12 protein-coding genes are annotated in these 17,550 nt (G+C 51.7%); 8 read left to right on the top strand and 4 right to left on the bottom strand.

From position 1 onward, the window contains the following. The first annotated feature begins 282 nt into the window (after positions 1 to 282). Positions 283 to 3,798, top strand: a complete 3,516-nt coding sequence (locus H6G21_RS04340) for a DNA polymerase III subunit alpha (protein WP_190570901.1) — start codon at positions 283 to 285, stop codon at positions 3,796 to 3,798. A 719-nt stretch (positions 3,799 to 4,517) separates the two neighbouring features. On the opposite strand, the gene H6G21_RS04335 is transcribed toward H6G21_RS04340, so the two are convergent. Further along, the gene (locus H6G21_RS04335; protein ID WP_190570899.1) at positions 4,518 to 5,045 is read right to left on the bottom strand and encodes a DUF1003 domain-containing protein; all 528 of its coding nucleotides are present in this window, start codon (positions 5,043 to 5,045) and stop codon (positions 4,518 to 4,520) included. Positions 5,046 to 5,382: 337 nt separating this feature from the next. Then, complete coding sequence (locus H6G21_RS04330) at positions 5,383 to 5,751, bottom strand: helix-turn-helix transcriptional regulator (protein WP_190570897.1); 369 nt, start codon at positions 5,749 to 5,751, stop codon at positions 5,383 to 5,385. 204 nt (positions 5,752 to 5,955) lie between these two features. On the opposite strand from H6G21_RS04330, the gene H6G21_RS04325 reads away from it, so the two are divergent. The 5 genes from H6G21_RS04325 to H6G21_RS04305 all read left to right on the top strand — a co-directional run bounded on the left by H6G21_RS04325 (position 5,956) and on the right by H6G21_RS04305 (position 8,316). Next, the gene (locus tag H6G21_RS04325; protein ID WP_190570895.1) at positions 5,956 to 6,192 is read left to right on the top strand and encodes a hypothetical protein; all 237 of its coding nucleotides are present in this window, start codon (positions 5,956 to 5,958) and stop codon (positions 6,190 to 6,192) included. Positions 6,193 to 6,210: 18 nt separating this feature from the next. Next, positions 6,211 to 7,032: a DUF6745 domain-containing protein gene (locus H6G21_RS04320; RefSeq protein ID WP_190570893.1), complete on the top strand. Its 822-nt coding sequence runs from the start codon at positions 6,211 to 6,213 to the stop codon at positions 7,030 to 7,032. 54 nt (positions 7,033 to 7,086) lie between these two features. Next, complete coding sequence (locus H6G21_RS04315; protein ID WP_190570891.1) at positions 7,087 to 7,425, top strand: hypothetical protein; 339 nt, start codon at positions 7,087 to 7,089, stop codon at positions 7,423 to 7,425. A gap of 72 nt (positions 7,426 to 7,497) precedes the next feature. Further along, the gene (locus tag H6G21_RS04310) at positions 7,498 to 7,809 is read left to right on the top strand and encodes a hypothetical protein (protein WP_190570889.1); all 312 of its coding nucleotides are present in this window, start codon (positions 7,498 to 7,500) and stop codon (positions 7,807 to 7,809) included. A gap of 132 nt (positions 7,810 to 7,941) precedes the next feature. Beyond that, on the top strand, positions 7,942 to 8,316 hold the full coding sequence (locus H6G21_RS04305; RefSeq protein ID WP_190570888.1) for a hypothetical protein: 375 nt from the start codon (positions 7,942 to 7,944) through the stop codon (positions 8,314 to 8,316). Between the two features lie 156 nt (positions 8,317 to 8,472). Here the strand turns inward: H6G21_RS04305 and H6G21_RS04300 are convergent, their stop codons facing one another. Both H6G21_RS04300 and H6G21_RS04295 read right to left on the bottom strand, forming a co-directional pair. After that, positions 8,473 to 8,694 (bottom strand): hypothetical protein, encoded by a 222-nt coding sequence (locus H6G21_RS04300; RefSeq protein WP_190570885.1) that lies wholly within the window; start codon positions 8,692 to 8,694, stop codon positions 8,473 to 8,475. 178 nt (positions 8,695 to 8,872) lie between these two features. Beyond that, on the bottom strand, positions 8,873 to 11,263 hold the full coding sequence (locus H6G21_RS04295) for a prolyl oligopeptidase family serine peptidase (RefSeq protein WP_190570883.1): 2,391 nt from the start codon (positions 11,261 to 11,263) through the stop codon (positions 8,873 to 8,875). Positions 11,264 to 11,710: 447 nt separating this feature from the next. Between H6G21_RS04295 and H6G21_RS04290 the strand changes: the two genes are divergently transcribed. Then, on the top strand, positions 11,711 to 14,230 hold the full coding sequence (locus H6G21_RS04290; RefSeq protein ID WP_190570881.1) for a GH116 family glycosyl hydrolase: 2,520 nt from the start codon (positions 11,711 to 11,713) through the stop codon (positions 14,228 to 14,230). 189 nt (positions 14,231 to 14,419) lie between these two features. After that, a complete protein-coding gene (locus H6G21_RS04285) occupies positions 14,420 to 17,341 on the top strand; it encodes a zinc-dependent metalloprotease (RefSeq protein ID WP_347277976.1) in 2,922 nt (973 codons plus the stop codon). Positions 17,342 to 17,550 lie beyond the last annotated feature (209 nt).

Below are 17,550 nucleotides of genomic sequence, written 5' to 3'. Positions count from 1 at the left end.
TAGTAACACCTAGTAACACTAAGACTAGTAGCACGACGACTAGGAGGACTACGATGGGTAGCACAACTGGTAGCACTACTAATAGTTGTGTAAAACTATTGACCTACTACATATAGTGACTATAATCTGATTACCCTTTGCAGAGTCCCTCTAGCGAGGCTCCTCTAGCACTATGAGTTAAGTACATTGTGAGTTAAGGGAAGCCTGTTGAGCAGCCCTTAGTTCGCAATACATTAACGGTTTCAACCTGTCCCAGCCTTAAAAAACGTCCAGAGAAACGCCATGTCTTTTGTTGGTTTGCATATCCATAGCGACTACAGCCTTCTCGATGGTGCTAGCCAGTTACCGGATTTGATCGATCGCGCGATCGCACTGGAAATGCCCGCGATCGCACTGACAGACCATGGCGTCATGTACGGGGCGATCGAAATGCTGAAGGTCTGCAAAGGCAAGCCCATCCGCCCGATTCTGGGCAACGAAATGTACATCATCAATGGTGACATTGCGAAACAGGAGCGCCGACCCCGCTACCACCAAATTGTTCTGGCAAAAAATAAAATTGGCTACAAGAACCTCGTAAAGCTGACCACGATTTCTAACCTGAAGGGCCAACAGGGGAAAGGTCTATTTGGTCGGCCTTGCATCAACAAAGACTACTTAGAACAATATCGAGAAGGGCTGATTGTCACTAGCGCTTGCCTAGGGGGCGAAATTCCCCAGGCGATTTTGCAAGGACGGGGGGACGTGGCGCGGCGAGTGGCCCAGTGGTATAAGGATCGTTTCGGGGATGATTATTACTTAGAAATCCAAGACCACGGTTTGCCGGAAGAGCGGGTCGTCAATCCCGAAATTGTGCGGATTGCCCAGGAATTGGATATCAAGCTGGTGGCGACTAATGATTCCCACTTTATTTCCTGCTATGACGTTGAGGCCCACGATGCGTTGCTCTGCATCCAAACGGGTAAGTTGATCAGCGAAGAGAAACGCCTACGGTATACCGGAACGGAATATTTGAAATCCGCCGAGGAAATGAGTTGGTTATTCCGCGATCACTTGCCGGAAGATGTGGTGCAAGTCGCGATCGCGAATACCTTAGAAGTCGCTGCGAAGATTGAAGATTACAACATTCTGGGAGAACCGCGCATTCCAGACTATCCCGTGCCCGCAGGCTATACCCTGGCGAGTTACTTTGAAGAAGTGACCCGCAAAGGCTTGATCGATCGGTTCCAAGTCTCCAGCTATGCAGAAATTTCCCAGGACTATCGCGATCGCTTGGAATACGAGTTGCAACTGATGCAACAAATGGGCTTTGATGCCTACTTCCTCGTGGTTTGGGATTACATCAAATACGCCCGTGATAACAACATTCCCGTAGGGCCGGGGCGCGGTTCGGCGGCGGGGTCCCTGGTTGCTTACGCCCTAGGCATTACCAACATCGATCCGGTGCACCACGGCTTGCTGTTTGAGCGTTTCCTCAATCCAGAACGGCGATCGATGCCGGATATTGATACGGACTTTTGCATCGATCGGCGGGAAGAAGTCATCGACTATGTGACGCAAAAGTACGGCGAAGAAAAGGTCGCGCAGATTATTACCTACAACCGCATGACCTCCAAGGCGGTGCTGAAGGATGTGGCGCGGGTGCTGAACGTGCCCTACAGCGAATCGGACAAAATGGCGAAAATGATTCCGGTAATGCGGGGTAAGCCAACTAAGCTCAAGGTAATGATCTCCAGTGACACCCCCACGAAGGAATTCAAAGAGAAATACGACAGTGGCGCGATCGTGCCTGGAACAACGATTACTTATAAAGATTGGATTGACACCGCCATTCGCATCGAAGGTACCAACAAGAGTGTAGGCATCCACGCAGCAGGAGTGGTGATTTCTGCGGAACCGCTGGATGAAATTGTGCCGCTCCAGAAAAACGATGATGGCGCGGTCTTTACTCAATACTTCATGGAAGACATTGAGTCTCTGGGTCTACTGAAAATGGACTTCCTAGGTCTGAAGAACTTGACCATGATCCAAAAAACCGTGGACTTGGTGCGGCAGAATTACCAAAAAGAAATTGACCTCGATCGGCTGTCCTTGGAAGATCCGGAGGTTTACAAACTTCTAGCCCGAGGCGATTTGGAAGGGGTGTTCCAGTTGGAATCTTCTGGGATGCGACAGATTGTGCGGGATCTCAAACCCTCTGGGATTGAAGATATTTCATCCGTCCTAGCGCTGTATCGACCGGGACCGCTGGATGCGGGGCTGATTCCCAAGTTCATCAACCGGAAACACGGACGGGAACAAATTTCCTACGAACACAAGGTTTTAGAGCCGATCCTTAAGGAAACCTACGGCATCATGGTCTACCAGGAGCAGATCATGAAAATTGCCCAGGATATGGGCGGCTACACCCTGGGAGAAGCGGATTTGCTGCGCCGCGCCATGGGTAAGAAAAAGAAAGCCGAAATGGAAAAGCACCAGGAAATCTTTGTCGCTGGGGCCAAGAAAAACGGCATTGATGAAAAGGTGGCGGCGGATCTGTTTGCCCAAATGGTTCTGTTTGCGGAATATTGCTTTAACAAGTCCCACTCCACGGCCTACGGGTACGTCACCTATCAAACGGCTTACCTGAAAGCGCATTATCCCGTGGAATACATGGCGGCGCTGCTGACGGCCAACAGTGGCGATCAGGATAAGGTGCAGCGCTATATTGCCTCCACGCAATCCATGGGCATTGAGGTGCTGCCGCCGGATATCAATCGATCGGGGGTGGACTTTACCCCCTATGGTCGAGATATTTTGTTTGGCCTGTCAGCGGTGCGCAATGTCGGATTTGGCCCCGTGTCAGCGATTTTGCAAGCGCGGGAAGAGGGTGGCCCGTTCCAGTCCTTGGCGGATTTGTGCGATCGGGTCGATAGCCGCACGCTGAACAAACGGGCTTTAGAATCGCTGATTTACTGTGGAGCCTTCGACAGTATTGATCCCAACCGCCACCAATTGATTAAGGATTTGGAAGTGGTGTTGGACTGGGCGCAGTCGCGGGCTAAGGATCGGGAAATTGGTCAGGGCAATTTGTTCGACTACATGGCCACAGTTTCCGCCACGCCCCGATCGACGACGGAATCGGCTCCGAAAGCGACCCCAGTAGCGGACTATCCCCAGCAGGAACGGCTGCGGTTAGAAAAGGAAGTTTTGGGCTTCTATATTTCCGACCATCCGCTGAAAACGATCGGGAAATCGGCCAAAGTCCTCGCTCCCATCAGTTTGGGTGACCTGAAGGACATGCCCGATAAACAAAGTGTCAGTGCCGTCGTGATGCTGATCGGCGTGAAGCAGGTCACCACGAAAAAAGGCGATCCAATGTGCATCGTGCAGATGGAAGATCTGACGGGCCAAACGGAAGCGGTAGTCTTTCCGAAGTCCTTTGAAAAAGTTGGCTATTTAATGCAACCGGATGCCCGCTTGATGGTGTGGGGCACGGTCGATCGCCGGGATGAGCAAGTGCAGTTCATCATTGATGACGCGGAACCGATCGATCAGGTTCGACTAGTGATGGTGGAACTCGATCTGAAAAAGGCTAGTGATGTGGAAGCCCAGCATAATCTACGCACAATTTTGCGATCGCAAACCAGCGAAGATCGTAGTGCTAAAGTTCCGGTCGTCGCGATCGTGTCTGCCAACGATCGCCGCCAATTTGTTCGTTTTGGCCAGCAATTCCGTGTCAAAGATAGTGCGGCAACGGTCGCGGCTCTGAACCAAGCGGGATTTATGGCCAGAGCTACGACGCTCTTGGGGGCTTAGAGCTGAAAAACAAATCTCATGGAGGGGGCAGTGGTTAAAACCCGTAAGCCGTAAGCCGTAAGCCGTAAGCCCATGTTCGATCGAATGCAGGAAGGGGGGCTATTGTATGATAGGTAGCCGCAGCAAGCGATGCAACCAGAGCGAAATCGGCAAATGTTGAAAGTGCTCTGGCAAAGGTGTCGTTTGCGGTAGACCCAAGTGTTTGCGGTGTGCCCCACCGTACTGAGTTCTCATTGCAGGATGGTGATCGTCGGGTTGGTGTCCAGTGCAAGGTCGTTATTTAAAAGGACACCTCCAGACTATTAGATTAGAGCCCCCCCCCAAAACAGCACTTTTCGGCTGAACCAATCCATGCGCAACTAGGTAGAAATAACCTCCTCCAACCGGTAAATACGCGATGTCCATTGACCAAGCTTGATTTACCTAGGTGATTGTCACCCCCGGAGGAGATAGGAATAGATCTGATGCTCTAAATGGGCTGGGCTCACCTTCGGTTTGGGATAGAGCACGAATAAGGCCATGTCTCGTATCAGTCGTTGCACTCGCTTACGATTGACTGAGTAGCCAAATGCAAGCATTAGGCTGTGAAATCGGCGCTGTATTGTTTGCGTTTATTGCCCATGAAAGACTCCTATCATGGTTTGAGTTTTCAGAACTTAATTACCTGTCCACTTAATTACCTGTCCACTTTGTGGGGTTCACTGCAAATACCAACGCAGCTATTGAAGGGGTTGAAGATTTTCCTGCAAAATTGTAATCACAAGTTCTGGATCGGTCATTTCCTTCATCGTCTCTGCTTCGTGATCCCGACGATCGATCACATTCGGTAAATCAGCACGCAATTCTTCAAGCAGCGCGATAATTTTTGCAATTTTTTGCTCTGTTAATAAATCTAGCTGCAACATTAAATGGGACTGTTGATTGGCTAGATTATCTTGGCGATTTTGCCGAATCAAAAGGGTTGTTGATAACAGTAAAGCAACCGTATCCAACAACTGTTCATGCAAATGATAATCCGGAATTCCTAAATCCAGCACCCCAATGCGATGCAGCTTACTCGATAACCACCACAGGAAAAAAAAGGTGATTAAGCCATAGAGAAACGCTGGCTTGCTACTCATCATCGCTAAGCGATCGAGGAACTTTAAATGTAGAGTATCATGCTGCTCCTGCTGGCTCTGGAGCTTCACAATAGATTCGACATTTTTAATCACATGATCAGGTACATTCACCTTGTGGCTAACCATATTTCCCCTCTTAAGCGATCGATAACAAGTGATAGATAGTTGATGGATAATCGTGTAGTCGATGTGTAATTGCGATGCTACCTAGGCATAAATTATCTACGACTTCGCTTGCTCCCGATCTATCTCTTTTTGTAGAAATTGCTACCTATCTATTTGGGGATTTCGATCTCAGCCTGCCCAGTCGAACAAGACTGCATTCTACTGTTTCAGAGCACAGAATTTAAGGTAAGCAGCATTGAGTATGAGGGGCGAGTATGAGCAGCATTGAGTGTGAGGAACATTTAGGGTAAAAAGCATCCAGGGTAAGACGCATCTAAGTCCCACACCCACTTCTCCATTATTTTCCCACCGTCATTTTGATCACATTGTAGAGAAACTCCCACTTTTCCGGCGTTGTCGGTTGCTGACCTCGGTACTTTAAATTAGCCAACATTTGCACATCATCTGGCGGCAAATTCGCAGCCTGGGCAAACTCCACCAAACTCGCTGGCCAATCCGGTTCCGTTGCAGCCGTTGGGGGGGGAGCTTCCTTCAGACCTAAAATTGCGGATATTTTTTCACGCAGTTGCCAAGACAAATTGGTCGCCTGACCCCGCTCAATCTGGGACAGGTAATTGCGAGAAATGCCAACCTGCTGGGCCAGTTCCTCCTGGCTGAGTTTTTCCTGGCGACGACGATCGCGCACCAATTGTCCAAAGTCTTCCATAGATCTGTCCTTAGGAGAGAACTCCTGCGAGAACTCCAACGAGATAGCCCTTACGCCTTAATTATATGACTTCGACAACCAAAGTTTGCAAAAAATGTTTTTCTGGGTTGCCATTTTGAGACTGAGCAGCTATAGTAGTAAACAAGAGATGACAACTACAGTTTACATCTTGCCTCAAGTATACCAGGAAAATCAAGGATTGCCATGAAAACGATCGCCCCCGCCGATGGTTCTTTGACAGTTCCCTTAGGAGCACTGGGACAAACCTGGCGGAAACCGAAGCGCAAACGCGGAAAAAACATCGGTAAATCCTGGCGACGGATGCGCCTCTACTGGAACAGCCTCGATCGAGAGCTGCAACAGCAACACATTCACTGGAAAAAACGTCCTCGAAAACACTGGAAACGGATTTCGGTCAAATGGCTCAAACCCTTGCAATAACGATTCTGGGGACTCCTTATGCAAACGACCTACCGACTGACGCCTGAACAAGCTGCCCAACTCCCCCACTTTGTACACACTTGGCGATCGCTGGCCCTCAGCACTGATCCGATCGATCTGCTCTCTGCGATGGCTGCCGTCAAAGCCGCCTACCAAGCCATTCACCACGCACCCCCGGAGGTTATCTTCTCGCCTAGCCCCGCCGCCATTCCCCAATTGCTCAACGATCGGTTGAAACAGTCCATCGGTGATAACCTTAGCTGGCTGATCGATCGCTACCCCAAAGCCGCCAAGCGCGATCTGCTTCAGCAAATCATCGGCTCACCCCTGCGCCAAAAGTCGATCGAAGGGATTTGGGAAAGCAAGTTATTCCAGATTCACCACGCGCTATCCCGATCGGTCAATACCCACCTTCCATGGCAGCGCACCCTACCGCTTACTCGCCCTTGGGCTGTTTACGATGTGCCGGTGCAAGAAACGTTATTAGCGCTACCTCAGTTTGACGCTAGCATTCACAATTGCTTACTATTAACCTCCTGGATGCAATCGGCTCTACACTTTGATTTTGTAATTTCTGTGATGCAAGTTCCCTGTGATCTTCAATTATGGAAGGTGATGAAAAATATGTTGCAACAGTGTGATTGGGTGCTTCCCTTTGAAAAGCTCTGTATTGTTTGCGATCGACCTTGCCAACTGCGCTTTGATGCCTACGATCGCCTCCATGCTGTCGGTGCACCCGCCGTAGTCTACCGTGACGGCTTTCAGGTGTTTGCCCATGAAGGCGCAAGTTTGCCAGCATTTTTCAGCATCCGTCCGCCGGAATTGTGGCAAGCCTCTTGAGCCAAGTTGCGTCAGTCTGATTGTTCCCTTGTATCCCACCCCACGGACTGTCCTATGCGCATTGGACAATTCTTCTCGCTCAATCACGGACAGGTCGGGCAATATCTCTCGTCCCGCGTCCTCTTGGTTCGTCAACCGTTTCAAATGGCTAATCCCGATCGTTGTTATTTTGGCTTTGATGAACTGAATCAAGCCCAACGCTTTGCCCAATACCTCGCCAGCCAAGGCTATTCCTTCCAACTCCGTTCCCACCAACTGCTTCCCCAACGCTATGAAATTGAACTGTTTGGCAATTGCCAACTGGCGAAAACTTTGGCCTATTGGGATCGCAAAGATCAAGCAAAACAGCGATCGCGCCCCTCTCTCTCCCAAGTCGCTCAGCAAGCTTGCTAGCAATCACAAATTTGTTCTACCTTCTCATCCCATTTTGCTATCTAACCTGTCCTTTTACCCATCATCCCTACCATGCTGAAACACTTTGTTCTTAACCTCAATCCCAATGCCAAATTTGACTGGGAGCGTTGCACGTTACAGAATCCCATTACGGGGGAACAACCGACGATCGCGGGTTTGGTGGCGCAACTCGTCGGTGAGCAACCCGGTTCCTACCTAGTGGCTGTCAACCTAGAAGTGACGGTGCTAGAACAAGTTCCGATCGAACCTGTTCGCAGCTTGTCCCGCCGAGCGATCGAACGGTCGATCGAACCCACAATCAATTCTTCTGAAGAACTCGCCAACCCTGTAACCGCAGAAACGCTTGCCGAGATTGCAGCCTAATATCCCTGCTATTTAAATTCCCCCCGTTTGTAGCTTTGCTTCCCACAGGGTAGGGGGTAGGGGGATCTCAGCGCTATCACCATTCAACCCCATTAACCATTCAACCCATCATTCTTCAACCCAAGGTGTCCTATGCGTTTAAATCTAGCTCAATATCCCACCGCGATCGCTCAAGCAATGCAAGCGATGAACGAAGTTGAATACCAACTGAATGAAGTTCGTCAACACCTGGCCAAACTGGAAGGCAACGCTGAAATGATTGTAGCCTTTGAAACGGGATTGAAAAACGACAATCAGCGCAAAGCCCGTCGCTTTGAAGTTCTACAGGCAAACTTGGAATACACCCAAGCCCTGCAAACCCTTAATCGCCTCACCATGGACAAGGCCAATGCCACCGCGCGACTGGAACATCTGCGCAACGAGTTTGGCGTCGCGAAACTGGAAACGCAGCTAGAGATTGCCCAAAAGTTAGTTGGGCTGGAAACTCGTGAACTGGTTGGTATCTAACACGATCAATCGCCAATTAAAAGGCTAGTCATGAAAAAGCACGGCATTGCCGTGCTTTTCTGGTATCAATGAGTGTGATTTGGAAGAGGACGATGGGTCGCGCCGACGGTTTACCGATCGTGTGTTCCTGACCAGAACCCACGATGAACAGTTCTTCTATTCGAATTGTTCAGGGCTGAGACAAGCTTCACCAAAATCGGGCACCCAAGCAATCCAGCGCCCGTCAGGACATTCGCACAACAAGAGTGCTTCGTCAAAGCTGTATTCCGACAACTGAGCCTTCAGCTTCACCCAGCGATTACTGCAAGATGGTGCTGGCACTGGACTCGCAGTCTGGAACGACGGCAGAGGTGTACGACCTGAAGTGATAACGGCCATGGCAAACCCTCGATATTCTGTAGTTAATGATACAAAATATCAGGGGTGCTCTCCCACTTTCTTGATAGAACGTTACGATCCCCAGACATAATTCTCGGATCCGTGCTGAATCTACCCCTCAATTTTTCCCAGGATTGTCATTTGCCGCTATGCCCTAAGCTAAGACTGCGATCGCAAGCTAAGACTCCAATCGCACGGGCTTGAGGTAGGTATCGCACCAATTCACCATTTCCCACAGCACATGGGCCACGGCCTCCTGGGAGCGATAGCTGTGATCCTCCAAGGGCAACACCACCCAGCGGACAATGCCTCCTAAGCCTTTCAGCGCTTCGTATAGCCGCTCCGTTTGAATCGGATAGGTGCCGGGGTTACTGTCGTCTCCCCCATGGATCAACAGTAAGGGCGATTTTACCTGGGGCACATGGGTAAAGGGCGACATTTGAATATAGGTCTCGGATGCTTCCCAGAAATTGCGCTGCTCCCCTTGGAACCCGAAGGGCGTCAGGGTGCGGTTGTAGGCTCCGCTGCGGGCAATACCGATTTTAAAGAAATTAGTATGCGCTAGGAGATTCACGGTAGTAAATGCTCCGTAGGAATGGCCTCCAATGCCAATGCGATCGCGATCGGCAATACCTCTATCAACCAAGTAATCGATCGCGGCCTTCGCTCCGGAAATTAACTGATCAACATAGGTATCATTGGGTTCCGCATCACCTTCGCCAATGATTGGCATACTGGGATTGTCTAAGACCGCATAACCCTGGGTGAGTAGAAATAAAATCGACGTGCGATAGGGACGGCTAAAGCGATTCGTAGACGTGGTAATTTGTCCAGCTAACTTTGCATCTTTGTATTCTTCTGGGTAAACCCAAAACATGGTCGGCAGAGGCCCATCGGTCTCGGGGTTATAACCAGCGGGCAAATACAGCTTGGCAGATAGAGCCACTCCATCCTGGCGCTCATACTGTACCAATTCTTCGGAAATCCCCGCCAGTTCTGGAGCAGGGTCAGGATAGCGCGTTAGGGGAATAGGTGGTTTCGCCCGATCGTAGTACAGCCAGTAATTCGGGGGTTCCGTTTGAGATTGACGGTTGGTAATAAAGGCGTTGGCGTGATCATCCAGCAAATCGACTACCCCTTCAAAATAGGGATCCTCGCATTGCCAAATCCGTTCCGTTTCGCCCGTTTGCCAATTCAGCCGATCGAAGAAAGGATACACGCCTTTGGGCGATGCCCCCCGCCCCGTAAAGTAAATCCCTTCGCCATCGGGCGTGAAATACATCACGTTCCAGTTATGGTCTCCCCGACGCAGCAAGGGCAATCCTGGATCGCTGTAGTTATCTTCAAAGCTGCGTTCCAGTAACAACACTGGGGCTTGTTCCGGTTGCGATGGATTAATCCGCCACATACGAATTTGTCGCGTGTCATACCAACGATCCCAGGCCAATGCCACATCTTCCCGCCCCCAGAGCAGTCGCCGAAAGCGATAGCCACAGCGCCATACTTCCTGGGGTTCTGCCGTAAAGGGGGCTGGCAGTTGAAACACCGCATCCCGATCGGTCGCTGCTTGGGTCGGTTCGCCACCGTCCAGCGCTTCTACCCAGTAGAGGGTAGAGGGTCGATCGCTGCGCCAAGACACATGGCGTCTGCCTGTACGCACTGCGTCAAACTTGGTCGATAGACTATCAATCAACGGCACATCGGCGACGGTATAGACTAAATTGCCCTGGCGATCGATGACTTGGATCTTGCGGGGAAAATAGTCGGCGGGCAATTGGTAGGAGTAGGGCCGGTGCAGCGTGGTGAGCAGAATGTATTGCCCATCGGGAGACGGAATCGCTTCGTCAATCAGGCTGGCAGGCCAAATGCCATGGTGTTCGCCATCGAGATTAACGATTTCCAAGGTGGAGCTGACGTAATACTCAAACAGTGCTTCGTCGTGGGGATTATGCAGCAGTTTCGTGTAGGTGCGGTTGGGCTTTTTGCCGCCGAGGTTTTCCTGGACGATCGGCCCAAAGGGAACGGGCTTGGCGACGGGCGGTTGCCCCCGATCGCGATCGACTACCTTGCACAGCAGCGTGTCTTCGGATAACCAGCGCAGGGGCGTGCCGTAGGTGCCGTTCAGGGGACTGTCGGTCAACTGTTTAGCAGTAGCCGTTGGCAAATCCAGCAACCAAGCTTCCAGGTGGTGGTTGCGCGTCAGGGTAAAGGCAAGGCGATCGCCACAGGGTGACCAGTAGAGAAAACTGATGCGGGCATTGTCCGGCAGATCGATCGGGATGGCCTCGGACAACGGCGAACCATCGGTTTTCAGTTCGTGGAGTTTAATTTTGCGGTAGGGGTTGGGGCGGGCGGGGCCATTGGTTTGGGGATTGAGGCGAAATCCGGCAACTGCAATTTCTGGCTCGGCAAGTTCCGCGATCGGTAACAAATCCGTGTATTCCAATTCCAATAACCAGCGATTATTAGGGGAAATGGCCACCGTCGGAGAGGCAGGTGCATTGAGGATTTGGTCGATCGGCGCGGGGGGGCGTTGCCAAGTTAGGGGCGCATTTGCGGTTTCGGTCATTCTTAAAAAAGATTAACATTCAGGAAAGTCTTTCTATCATAGCGGGAATCGTTACGGAGCGTGGTTAGGTCGGCGATCGAGTCTCTTTTGCATAATTTTTCACTTATCAGAAAAATTAAATAGGATTCGTATCGAATTCAACGAAATAATGCTGAAAAATTTTGGACTTTCGAGCGAATGCTGGGGAAGAGCAGATTTCTCGATGCCCCCAAATGTCATGAATAATGCTGGAAAAGTTGTTAGAAAATACCGACCACATTGAGTATTAAAACTCTCAATTACTGTTCTATTCTTGCTTTTTAAAAGGATTCAGCTGCTGATCGATCCAGTTTTCAGGAGCCGACGGGCGGGTCAGCCGTTGCCCTGCCCAGGATCGCCAATTCGCAGTATGCTGAAGGCGGTTTATCCGTCATCCTGTCACTTAACTCTGTACTGAACCCCGTAACCATGGCTGCTGTGAACATTCCATCCTGTGCTTGGCGTCGATCGATCGGTCAAGGCTGGGACACCCCCTACACCGTCCGCTATCCCAGCAACCTCGACGATGGGCCATGGCATGGGGCACCGCTGGGCGGCTTTGGAGCCGGTTGCATTGGGCGCGGCTCCAACGGGCAATTTAACCTCTGGCACATCGACGGCGGCGAACACGTTTTTCAGAACTTCGCGGGCTGTCAGTTCAGCATTTTTGAAGCGACCCAGAACGGTACCCAAGCCTACGCCCTCGCCACCGCTGCCCCGGACGATGGGAGCCTCTCCACCTGGCAATGGTACCCGGCTGCAACCGATCGACTCACCCCTGAAACGCCCGACCCTGGCAACTGCTATTCCGCCCTCTATCCCCGCAGTTGGTTCGAGTACCGTCAGCCGTTTCAGGCCGAAATCACCTGCGAGCAATTTTCCCCCATCCTGGCCCAGAACTACCAGGAAACCAGCTACCCGATCGCAGCCTTTCTCTGGACGATTCACAATCCCACCGATGAGCCGATTACCGTTAGCATTCTGCTGAGTTGGGAGAACCTCGCGGGCTGGTTTACCAATGCGGCCAAATCCCCCGATGTGAAGGTGCGGGACGACGGTAGCCCGGTTTATGAATACGTGCCGCGTTTGGGAGAAAGTGCTGGAAATTGCAATCAGCTCATCGGCGACGAACACCGCATTGGCATCGTTATGGGCAATCGCCATGATCCGACCCATCCCACCGAAGGCGATGGCGAATGGTCGATCGCGACGCTGCTCAATCCCTTAGCTGAAGTGACGTACCATACACGCTGGAATCCGGCGGGGGATGGGTCGGAATTATGGCAGAGCTTTGCGGCGGATGGCACACTAGCGCAAATCGAGGATGAAACCCCTGCGATCGCCGGAGAACGCATCGGTAGCGCGATCGCGGTGAAAATCACTGTCCGCCCTGGCAAAACACGACAAATTCCATTTATTTTGGCCTGGGATTTTCCAGTGATGGAATTTGCGGAGGGTGTGACCTACTTCAAACGCTACACCGATTTCTTTGGCCGCACGGGTAGCAATGCTTGGTCGATCGCCAAAACGGGACTGAAACACTACGCAACCTGGCGCGATCGCATTGAAGCTTGGCAACAGCCGATCGTCGATCAACCGGATTTCCCCGACTGGTTCAAAATGGCGTTGTTTAATGAATTGTACGATCTGACCCAGGGCGGAGCGCTCTGGACTGCTGCCAGTGAACTCGATCCCGTTGGTCAGTATGCAGTTTTGGAATGTATTGACTATCGCTGGTACGAAAGCTTAGATGTTCGGCTCTATGGCTCCTTTGCATTGTTGATGCTGTGGCCGAAGTTAGAAAAAGCCGTGATCTCCGCCTTTGCCCGCGCGATTCCCCAACAGGACGATCGCCGTCGCAAAATTGGCTACTACGCCACGATCGGGGTCGAAAGTCCCGAGGCCCTCCGCAAGGTGAAAGGCGCAACGCCCCACGACCTCGGGGCCCCCAACGAACATGTCTGGGAAAAGACCAACTACACCAGCTACCAGGACTGTAACCTGTGGAAGGATCTGGGGTCGGATTTTGTGCTGCAAGTCTATCGGGATTATTTACTCACCGGCGCAAGCGATCGGGAATTTCTAGCGGAGTGTTGGGACGCGATCGTGGAAACGTTGCACTACCTGAAGCAATTCGATCGTGACAACGATGGCATTCCCGAAAATGGCGGCGCGCCGGATCAGACCTTTGACGATTGGAAACTCCAGGGCGTCAGTGCCTACTGTGGTGGGTTGTGGATTGCGGCCTTGGAAGCGGCGATCGCCGTCGGCCAAGTTCTTTTGCAATCGCAGACGGAAACGCCCTACACCACCGCCATCGAGCCTGCGATCGCGACGTTCCAAGACTGGCTTACCGCTGCCCGATCGGTCTACCATGACCAACTGTGGAACGGAGCCTACTACCGCATCGATCGGGCATCCGGTTCCGATGTGGTGATGGCTGACCAGCTCTGCGGCCAGTTCTACGCCCGCCTGTTGCAATTGCCCGATGTCGTTCCCCCCGACTGCGCAAAAACCGCCTTGCAAACCATCTATGACGCCTGCTTCGTGAAATTTAACCATTACCTGGAGGCCGGGGGAGCCAGCGGCAGTGATGGTCGCATTTCCGAAGGCGATCGCGCCTTGGGCAAATCCAGCCTCCCGATCGGCGCTGCCAACGGCGTCAAACCCAACGGCCACCCCGAAAATCCCAACTCCACCCATCCCCTAGAAGTTTGGACGGGGATTAACTTTGGCTTGGCGGCATTCCTCTACCAAATGGACTTCCGGCGAGAGTGCTGGACAATCACCGAGGCCGTTGTCAAGCAAATTTACAATCATGGTTTGCAATTCCGCACGCCGGAAGCCATCACCGCCAACGCCACCTTCCGCGCCAGTCACTACCTGCGAGCCATGGCCATTTGGGCCATTTACGGGGTCATGACCGGGTTCTCCGAGGGCGATCGTTAGACGGAACCCGTTGGGGGTGGGAAAATGAGATATCTCTGTGACGCTGCGATCGCTCTGTCACCCAATTGAGCGATCGCAGTACCAGATGCGATCCCCTGCATCCCCCGCTCTCCTCCGGAGAGGCCACGCCAAGCAACTGGGGGAATGTAAGCCAATTCTTGGCAAATCTTCCTTTAAATGGGAGATTTTGTGGGATCGCTATTCCGTTCTCCTCTCTCCACCTCCATGAAACGCCTTTCCTTTGTTTTGAGCTTCTTGCTGGGAATCCTGATTGTGATGATTCCTGTGGCTTGGCAATCGATTCCTGGGTTACACCCGTTTGGGTCAGATAGGGCCAGTGCGACTACGCCACTGATCTCCGCTGGATTGCAAAAGCCACTCTCCAAACCTGTCCCGAAGGCATCCCGGACTGCCGCCCAAGGCCATTCCCTGCCCAAGGGTCCCTCGGAGGGAGAGCAACCCCGGAAGCCGCCGGGAGACAGCAGCGAAGGGCCGCCCTTGATGCCCTTAGAGCAATTAACCAAAGATACGAAGAAACTAGAGGGACTGTTTACCCTCTATCGCAACGAAAGGACGGGCAAGCTGTTCATGGAAGTGCGCCCGGAACAGTTCAATCAGAATTATTTGGCGGCCATGACCCTGGCCTCTGGGATCGGGGAGAGCGCCCTTTACAGCGGTATGCCCTTGGGGGATTTTATGTTCACCCTGCGGCGGGTGAATAATACTGTGCAGTTCGTGATTCCCAACACCTACTTCCGGGCGACGGCGGGAACACCGATTCAAGGCGTGGTGCAGCGATCGTTCAGCGATTCTGTCTTGGAAGCCTTGCCCATTCGCAGCTTGAACAAAACCAATCAAGCGGTGGTGGTGGAACTCAATCCCCTACTGCTGACGGATTTACCGGGCATTACGCCAATGCTGATTGCCTTTTTGGGCAGTCCCTACACGATCGATCAGAGTCGGACTTACTTTGGCAGCATCAAACCCTTTCCGCAAAATCTGGAAATTGAGTCCGTCTATGGCTACAGCGGCGGGATAGGGGGCATGGATATGCCCGCCTTTATCAACAATGTGCCGGATAGCCGTGCCTTTGACCTCAAGGTGCGCTATAGCCTGTCTAGCCTGCCTGCCAATCCAGCCTACCGTCCGCGCCTTGCCGACGATCGGGTGGGCTATTTCATCACAGCGTTCCAGGATTTTTCCGACGATACGCCGCGTCTGCCCTTTGTGCGTTATATCAACCGTTGGCACTTGGAAAAAGCCGATCCCAAAGCCGAGCTATCTCCCCCCAAGAAGCCCATTACGTTTTGGATTGAAAATACGGTGCCGAAGGAGTACCGGGAGGCGATTCGGGACGGAATTCTGATGTGGAATCAGGCGTTTGAGAAAATCGGCTTCAAAGATGCGATCGAAGCCAAACAAATGCCAGACAATGCCGACTGGGATCCGGCGGATGTTCGCTATAACACGATTCGTTGGTTTGCCTCTACGGATGGTGGCTTTGCCCTCGGGCCATCGCGGGTGAATCCGGTGACGGGCGAAATTTTGGATGCGGATGTGTTGGTGGATGCGAATTTCGTTCGCTTTCTGAAAAATGAGTTCCGCACCCTGGTGGAACAGAACCAGGAAAGCAATTTACCCTTTGCAGCCCAACTGACGGGAAATGCCAACCTGTGCAACTATGGGCCTCGCGGTCGATCGCTCAAGCAACGCAACCAAAAGGAGTTGCAAACTAAGAAATTGCCGCGACTACGCTTTAGTTCCCACCAAATTGCCTATCAAGATCTCTGCTATGGCCTGGAAGGAGCCCAGCAGTTTGCGGTGGGGCATATGTCCCTGGCGCTGATGCAAAATATGCTACCGAGCAGCCCGGAAATGACGAAGTATGTCAATGACTTTTTGCGGGAATTGATTGCCCATGAAGTGGGCCATACCTTGGGCTTGCGCCATAATTTCCAGGCGAGTGCCATGCTGAAGCCGGAGGAATTGAATAATCCGGAAATCACCCGTAAACGCGGACTCGTGGGTTCTGTGATGGATTACAACGCCGTCAATTTAGCGCCCCAGGGAACGCCCCAGGGGGATTACTACACCCATCGCATTGGGCCTTATGACGAATGGGCGATCGAATACGGCTATAAAACCAGTGATGCTACGACGACGATCGGGGAACGGGATTTTCTGAATAAAATTGCGGTGCGATCGGCGGAACCGGATTTAGCCTTCTCGACCGATGAAGATGTCTTTTCGGGCCTCAATCCGAAGGTGAATGTCTTTGATATGAGTAGCGATTTGCTGACCTATTCCCAGTGGCAAATGGATAATGCCCGCGCCATGTGGCAGCGCATTGATAAACGCTATCCCTTGCAGGGTGGTAGTTTTAATGATGTGCGGGTGGCGTTTAATGCGGTGTTTGGCTATTACTTCCAATATGCTTCGTTTTTAACGAATTATGTGGGGGGGCAATATTTCAACCGATCGCGCTACGGGGATGCGAATGGGCGTTTACCGTTTGAAGCGGTGACGTTAGCGGATCAACGCAAGGCGTTGGAATTAATTCGAACCAATGTGTTCAACGAGAAGGCATTTCAATTCTCGCCCATGTTGCTGAATAAGTTAGCACCATCGCGATGGTCCCACTGGGGCGCAAATCCGGCTATTTTCAAGTTGGATTATCCCATTCTCGATAATGTGTTGTTCTTACAGATGATCGTGATGTATGACTTGATGTCCTACGATCGCTTGTCACGCCTACGGGATGGGGAGTTGAAAAATCCAGAACAAACGCTGACGATTCCCGAACTGTTTGATACCGTTCAGGCGGGAATTTGGGGCGATGTGGTACAAGCGGGGGATACCCTGAAGCTGTCGGGTCTGCGGCGAGCCCTGCAACGGGAATACCTAAATGCAATGGTGGGAATTGTGCTGCGGCAGGTGGATGTGCCGGAGGATGCCCGCACCGTTGCGCGGTATGAGCTCAAACAACTACGGGATGGCATTAGCCGAGGCTTGAAGCGGGTGGATGAGAAAGATGTCTATACATTGGCGCATTTGGAGGAAGCCCGCGATCGAATTACAAAAACACTAGAGGCACAATTGCAAGGCCAGTAGGGTCAATCACGATAAGACTTGTCACGATAAGACTTGTCACGATAAGACTTGTCACGATAAGACTTAACAGTCAGATTGATAGTCAGATTGATAGTCAGATCGATTGCTTAAGACAGCTGATCTCAAGGCAAAATCCCCAGAATCTTGATTCTTCTGGGGATTTTTTGTGGGTTATACAGGTTCACACTACGGTTATTGATTACGGTTAT

The organism is Alkalinema sp. FACHB-956 (assembly GCF_014697025.1).
Classification (GTDB): domain Bacteria; phylum Cyanobacteriota; class Cyanobacteriia; order Leptolyngbyales; family Leptolyngbyaceae; genus Alkalinema.
This window is presented reverse-complemented; position numbering and strand designations above follow the sequence as displayed.

Bases quoted from the DNA above. Each gene is read 5' to 3' on its own strand.
- H6G21_RS04340 (WP_190570901.1), top strand. From the start codon at position 283: ATGTCTTTTGTTGGTTTGCATATCCATAGCGACTACAGCCTTCTCGAT.
- H6G21_RS04335 (WP_190570899.1), bottom strand. From the start codon at position 5,045: ATGGTTAGCCACAAGGTGAATGTACCTGATCATGTGATTAAAAATGTC.
- H6G21_RS04330 (WP_190570897.1), bottom strand. From the start codon at position 5,751: ATGGAAGACTTTGGACAATTGGTGCGCGATCGTCGTCGCCAGGAAAAA.
- H6G21_RS04325 (WP_190570895.1), top strand. From the start codon at position 5,956: ATGAAAACGATCGCCCCCGCCGATGGTTCTTTGACAGTTCCCTTAGGA.
- H6G21_RS04320 (WP_190570893.1), top strand. From the start codon at position 6,211: ATGCAAACGACCTACCGACTGACGCCTGAACAAGCTGCCCAACTCCCC.
- H6G21_RS04315 (WP_190570891.1), top strand. From the start codon at position 7,087: ATGCGCATTGGACAATTCTTCTCGCTCAATCACGGACAGGTCGGGCAA.
- H6G21_RS04310 (WP_190570889.1), top strand. From the start codon at position 7,498: ATGCTGAAACACTTTGTTCTTAACCTCAATCCCAATGCCAAATTTGAC.
- H6G21_RS04305 (WP_190570888.1), top strand. From the start codon at position 7,942: ATGCGTTTAAATCTAGCTCAATATCCCACCGCGATCGCTCAAGCAATG.
- H6G21_RS04300 (WP_190570885.1), bottom strand. From the start codon at position 8,694: ATGGCCGTTATCACTTCAGGTCGTACACCTCTGCCGTCGTTCCAGACT.
- H6G21_RS04295 (WP_190570883.1), bottom strand. From the start codon at position 11,263: ATGACCGAAACCGCAAATGCGCCCCTAACTTGGCAACGCCCCCCCGCG.
- H6G21_RS04290 (WP_190570881.1), top strand. From the start codon at position 11,711: ATGGCTGCTGTGAACATTCCATCCTGTGCTTGGCGTCGATCGATCGGT.